This is a genomic window from Hoylesella timonensis S9-PR14 (genome assembly GCF_000762405.1).
Lineage (GTDB): Bacteria > Bacteroidota > Bacteroidia > Bacteroidales > Bacteroidaceae > Prevotella > Prevotella timonensis_A.
Window position 1 is genome coordinate 1 of record NZ_JRPQ01000179.1, and the last position, 2,090, is coordinate 2,090.

General features: G+C 43.4%; 3 protein-coding genes. All 3 read left to right on the forward strand.

All coding sequences use genetic code 11. The features are described from left to right. On the forward strand, positions 1 to 400 hold a 400-nt coding region (locus tag HMPREF9304_RS10955), incomplete at its 5' end, for a tyrosine-type recombinase/integrase (RefSeq protein ID WP_036929083.1). Between the two features lie 594 nt (positions 401 to 994). Next, positions 995 to 1,264 (forward strand): helix-turn-helix domain-containing protein, encoded by a 270-nt coding sequence (locus HMPREF9304_RS10960; RefSeq protein WP_036929087.1) that lies wholly within the window; start codon positions 995 to 997, stop codon positions 1,262 to 1,264. A 20-nt stretch (positions 1,265 to 1,284) separates the two neighbouring features. Continuing rightward, positions 1,285 to 1,593, forward strand: coding sequence for a helix-turn-helix domain-containing protein (locus HMPREF9304_RS10965; RefSeq protein WP_036929084.1), 309 nt, complete (start codon positions 1,285 to 1,287; stop codon positions 1,591 to 1,593). Positions 1,594 to 2,090 lie beyond the last annotated feature (497 nt).

Genomic DNA, 2,090 nt, shown 5'->3' on the forward strand with positions numbered 1-2,090 from the left:
AGCTATCATTCCACTTTTGCCTATTGCCAAGCAAATCCTTTCACTCTATATCAAAGACAAGAAATCGGACGACTTGATATTCCCTAACCTAACCACCCGTAAGGCGTCTTTAGCTTGTGTGAACATTGGTCAGATATGCCGAATAGAGAAAGGTTTGACCTTTCATATGGCTCGCCATACATTTTCAACCACAATTTGCCTATCCAACGGGATCTCAATGGAAACGCTCAGCAAAATGCTCGGACACAGCAATATTGGCACGACACAAATCTACGGGAAGATAACCGATCACAAGATACAAGAGGATATGACTGCACTCACTGACAGAGAGCATTCTGCCTTTGAGGGTTATTGTGAGTCAATAGCACAGCAAGACAAAACGCAATCTGAACCTTTATAGGTGAACTTCCCTCAAAGACCTGAAGCCATATTCGGTCGGGCAAAGGTATGGCGGTTGCCTTGATTGCTTGTAAGGTCAAGTCCTGCGGATGGAGTGAAAAATCTCCACCGCAGGGCTTTTCTCTGTACTTTGCTACTATCATACTTGCAAAAATTTGATTGTTAGTGCGGTCGTATTTTTCGCTCCAACCTTGCAGCAATAGGCTAACCGCCAAAAGAATAAGCCCGAACGAATACGGCATACTCAGGCTCTTTGGACGCAAGAAGCGACAAAATAAATACTCCTCCAATCAATCAAGCCAAAGAGTGTGCTCTCGCTCTGTTAATTGATAGAGTGATGTCGAAGCAATCAAACACTTGAGAGTGACCTGATTTTGTTTTCGCTTGTATGGAACGAACCAGCACCTCATCTCATTACCGCAATAGCCTAGACTTCTGTGTTCTCCATTTCCCTTGTGTCCTAACTATTTCCGTATTCTTCCTCACTCTTTCTTTTTCTGCTTTAGAGGGGTTACTTTTGCATCCGACAAGAAGGGCAATCGACAGAAAAACTGCTAGTTTGCCGAGTATGAATAACGTAATCAACAACAATGCAATGAAACTTATCATCATCGACCGCAAGGCTTGGGAGCAACACTGCTCCTCCTTTGCAGATTTCATCTACCGTATTGAACGGCTTATCGGGTGTCCTCCCGAAACGGAAGAATGGCTCGACAATGAAGCCGTATGCCGTAGGCTCGGAATCAGCAAGCGCACCCTGCAACACTATCGGGATACGGGTAAAATCCCGTTCTCTATGATTGGGCATAAATGCTATTACAAAGAGAGCGACATCACTGAGATACTGAATGCAAAGAAAGACTGAACTCAAACACTGAATGAACTATGTCAGAGAACGAAATCATTACACAACAAGACCCGCAAATGCAGATTTTTACACAACTTATGGAGGGTGTCTTGAAGAAGCTGGAGCGTTATTGCGCTACTGCACGTCCTATGTTGGGCGGAGAGGTTTACCTTACAAGTGAGGAAGTCTGCAAGCTGTTACGTCTGAGCAGTCGCACACTCCAAGAGTACCGAGATAGTGGAAAAATAGCTTATCACAAAATTGGTGGCAAGATACTCTACAAACAGAGCGATATACAAGCGATGCTTGAAAGGCACTATAATCCTATATATAAGAGAAATAAGTAATTGGACAGCGGGGTAAAAGAAGTGAGTTGAGATACGGTTTAGCGGATACTCATTTGAACTTGGGAACGCTGACGTCAAGAGCATACAATCTCTCGGAGAGTGTCAATTCTTCCATCGGGGTGTGTGCTTTTGTCCCTCTTTGGGGATTATTGATTTCATCGGTGCGTTTTCAGCGTTTAATCTGAGCTTACAATTACCTACGGTCAAATGAGTAAGCCATCGGGGATTTCGGTTAAGAGTTGGGTAAGTCAGGATTTAGTCTGGTCAAGAAGTGGGTTTTAACTCAAGTCAAAATTGACCAAAGTCAAAATTGAGTCAAGTCAAAATTGAGTCAAGTCAAAACTGAGTCAAGTCTTAACCTGACTCAAAACTTAGCTCCGAAAGTCAAAAGCTAATTCCTAATCTGAAGCAGATGCGTGGCATCAATTCTTGATATTGGCAAGGTGTGTCTTTGTACCACAAATTGCCATTTGTACCACAAAGACCCTTGCCCCGAA